General features: G+C 63.8%; 4 protein-coding genes. 3 read left to right on the top strand and 1 reads right to left on the bottom strand.

Translation table 11 applies throughout. The annotated features are described in order from the left end of the window. The 3 genes from HO151_RS00575 to HO151_RS00565 all read left to right on the top strand — a co-directional run. A partial coding sequence (locus HO151_RS00575) for a transposase family protein (RefSeq protein WP_302479521.1) occupies nt 1–225 on the top strand: 225 nt, incomplete at its 5' end. Between the two features lie 526 nt (nt 226–751). Beyond that, nucleotides 752–1,588 (top strand): hypothetical protein, encoded by an 837-nt coding sequence (locus HO151_RS00570; RefSeq protein WP_173894176.1) that lies wholly within the window; start codon nt 752–754, stop codon nt 1,586–1,588. 98 nt (nt 1,589–1,686) lie between these two features. Beyond that, on the top strand, nt 1,687–2,070 hold the full coding sequence (locus HO151_RS00565; protein ID WP_173894175.1) for a beta/gamma crystallin domain-containing protein: 384 nt from the start codon (nt 1,687–1,689) through the stop codon (nt 2,068–2,070). Between the two features lie 327 nt (nt 2,071–2,397). Here HO151_RS00565 and HO151_RS00560 read toward each other — a convergent pair. Continuing rightward, nucleotides 2,398–3,483 (bottom strand): IS1380 family transposase (locus tag HO151_RS00560; protein ID WP_173894174.1); only part of this gene is annotated, 1,086 nt, incomplete at its 5' end.

Raw genomic sequence — 3,483 nt, 5'->3', positions numbered from 1 at the left:
TACGGCCTGAGCGAGGGCGGTCCCGAGTCGACACCCGCCCCGCACCACCCGGGAGGCGAGGAGGCCGACAACGCGGACCACCGCACTGTGCGGGCCCGGGTAGAACATGTCATCGGCCGCATGAAGAACTACAAGATCCTCCGCGACTGCCGCCAGCACGGCGACGGCCTCCACCACGCCGTCCAGGCCGTCGCCCACATGCACAACCTCGCCCTCGCATCATGACCAGAAGACTGTCATCACGGGCCCTGACCTGCCCAAACGCGGCCTTATGCAACACCCTTTAGACCGACTCCACGCTCTGCCGGACCCCAGCTGAACAGCGTCTTCCCGTCCCTGCGAATACCACCAGCCCATCGAAACCGTGGAACCCGACGCGACAACCGGGCCATCAGCCTGCCCAGACTAAGAAAATCCACATCAACACTCACACAAAGGGCCCATCAGCAAGCTGACGGGCCCTGATGAACGATCAAGGTTAGAGGAACATCTAACGACAGAGGCTGCATATTGATCACCTCGAGATGTGTATGCAAATCTTCACTTCGTCGGGCTCGGGTCGGAAAACACCGGGGATTTCTGAAGGTGGCGGGGGAAACCACGCGCAACACCACCGTTTCAAGTCTCCGTCTGGAACCCAGTCGCAGAATTTCGCTTCTGTTCTCAGAAAGGTAAGCACACCGTGGGATCCGCCCAAGTCATACGCACTCTGCGACAACGCTCGATGCCTGTTAGCCGAGCGTGTACCGCGATGATCGCTGCGGGTCTGCTGGCAACCGGCTGTTCCGGTGGTCTTACTGGCAACACTGCAGACGTGGCCGCGCCGTCCGTCGGGCCCAGTCCCAAAGCTCCTCCCACCGGATACGACGGGCTGGTAGGACTGCCGCTTTCCGAATACGGGACCTCCGAAAAGGAGGACCTTCTGCTTTACCAGACGAACGAGGCACTGGTAGCTCAATGCATGAAGAGCCGCGGACACGCCACGTATTCAAAGCGGAAGAAGACTATCTCTCCCAAAAATACCAGGGCTGAAAAAGAAGTTCTCCGCCCGGCTGGCAACTGGGGCTACATCGGCCATGCAACCGCGAAGAGGGTCGGTTTCCACGTCGCAGTACCCCTTCCCTTTTCCGAAGGTCCCAAAGGACGGGAGCTTAAAGACTACAACGTCTGCTGGGACCGGGCGGAAAAAAAGTTGCCGTCCCTCACCAACACCAAGGGCTGGAAGCTGACCCAGGATCTGTTTGGCAGGTCGTTTCAGGTGACGTCCTCTGACAGTCGGGTTGCCGTCGCACGCAAGAACTGGTCGTCCTGTATGAGCGCAGCGGGACACCCTGCCGAAGACCCCCAGAAGTTGGCCGACAGCTTCAGAGACGCCAAGAAGGCGAGCGTCAAGGAGATCGCCGCAGCCATCGCCGACGAGTCCTGCACGCGGTCATCAAACCTTGCAGGCATCTATTTCGCGGTCCTGACTGGATACCAGCAGCGACTTATCGCCGCCAACACAAAAGTCCTGACCGATTATAAGAAGCAGGTCCATGCACGGGTCGATCGGGCAGCACGCCTCCTTGCCGCGCCCGGTACGACCTGAGCGCCAAGCTCAGCCCCTCGACTCCGGACGGCGCTATGCCAAACCAAGCGGCCGTCCGGCCCATAGCACGACTGGAAGAGCAAGAAAAGGAGAACCTTATGACTCGACGAGTCAAGCAGTTGGCCTTGTCCGCGCTGACGAGCATCGTTGCGGCGACTTCGCTGACGGTCGCCACTGCGCCGCAGGCGTCCGCGATCGACGAAGTTACGTGCGGTGTGAGGCAGGACCTCGCACTGGTCTACGGGCACAGGTTGTCTGACGGAAGCACCGACGATAGCTGGTGCTGGGCCAATGCCGGAGAAGTCAGGTGGTCGGGCGCCTACATGCTCGGATGGGCGGAGCAGATCTCGACCGGCAACAATGTCGTCCAGTGGCACGGGGACGGAAGGTGGCAGCCTGGCACCCCGATCGGGAAGTGGACCATCTACACCTGGCCGAACCACTCGGGTGGGGTCAGGATCGACGGACTCAAGATCTTCTGAGTCTCAGGCGAGATGAGGGACGGCTGCTCGATCCAGTAGCGATATCCGCATCCGCAGGTATTATGCCCCGGGATCGATGAACCGCAGTGCCGCCGGCGTCTGAGTCAGCGGCAGTCGTCGCTGCTGTCGTGTCCCCGCTGTAACGGGGACATGACAGCAGGCCTAACCTCGATCTTTCGTGACGGTCTGCCGACGTAGTCGGCGGACCGTTTCGCGTTCCGTGGCTATTGGCGGGCAGGCCGGTGGCCCGACTGACGTGTCGGGTGGGCGCGGAGTTCCACTGCTCCGGAGACGTGGTGCTGCTCGCAAGGGCGGAAAAACTACTGGTCAGATTGGGTTGGGCAGATGGTCGAGCCGTCCGAGGGCGCTGGTGACGACATGGGCCCAGGGCCAGTGGTGAGAGAGGCGGAGGATCCGGCGGCGGCCGGTGGTGACGAGCTGGCCGGCCGGGCTGAACAGGCGGAGCCGCAGGCGGCGGGGCTCCCAGAGCCGTGCCTGGTCGTTCAGTGCAAGCATCGGCATCCAGGCCAGCAGGTCGAGTGTGATCTGGACGATCTCCAGCCAGACCCTGTTCTGAGCGGTGTCGTGCAGGGGCAGGTTCCGCAGGCCGGTCGCGCGGGCAGCCCGGACGCGGTCCTCGGCCCGTGCCCGCAGGCGGTGGCGGAGTTCGAGCTCGGCGATGGGGCGGCCGGTGGTGCTGGTGGCGAAGCACGTGATCCGCATGCCGTCGGCATCCGTGATCCTCAACTGGGCGCCGGGGTGCGGTCGTTCCTTCCGGACGGTCAGCCGCATGCCCTTCGGCCAGCCGTCGAGCATGCCGCCGGTGAGTTCGGCGACCCAGGCCCCGTCGCGGATCTCTCCGTCCGGCTCGACGGCCGGCGTCCATGCCGCGAGGGGCACCGTGAGTACGGCCTGGTGAATTGCGTCGGTGATGGTCATCCCGACCGAATACGACAGCCATCGTCCGCGTTTCGCGAGCCAGGCCACGAACTCGTGGGTGCCGCCCGCGGAGTCGGTGCGGATCAGCGTCCGGCGCCCGCGCCGATAGGACTTGGGCAGCTGGGCCAGGGCCAGTTGGGTGGCCGTGATGTGATCGGCGGCGGTGTTGCTGCCGGCGTTTCCGGGCCTGAGCAGACCGGCCACCGGCTCGCCGGACCCGCCCGTCCCGTGGTCGACGAAGCCCATCAGCGGGTGATGGCCGAAGGTCTTCTTCCAGGTCGCAGCGGCGTCTTCCTTGTCGGAGTGCGCGATCACCAAAACGCCGTCCAGGTCCACGGTCACACAACCGGTCGCATCAGGCGCCGAAGTGCCAGCTAACTTCCATACATGTTCGCGCACTTGAGAGCGGGCACTGCGGATCGCGTTCAGGGCGCGTTGGCCGCCCGCCGCGAGTGTGTCGATCAACCGGGAGAC

Source organism: Streptomyces sp. 8P21H-1 (genome assembly GCF_013302945.1).
This window is presented reverse-complemented; position numbering and strand designations above follow the sequence as displayed.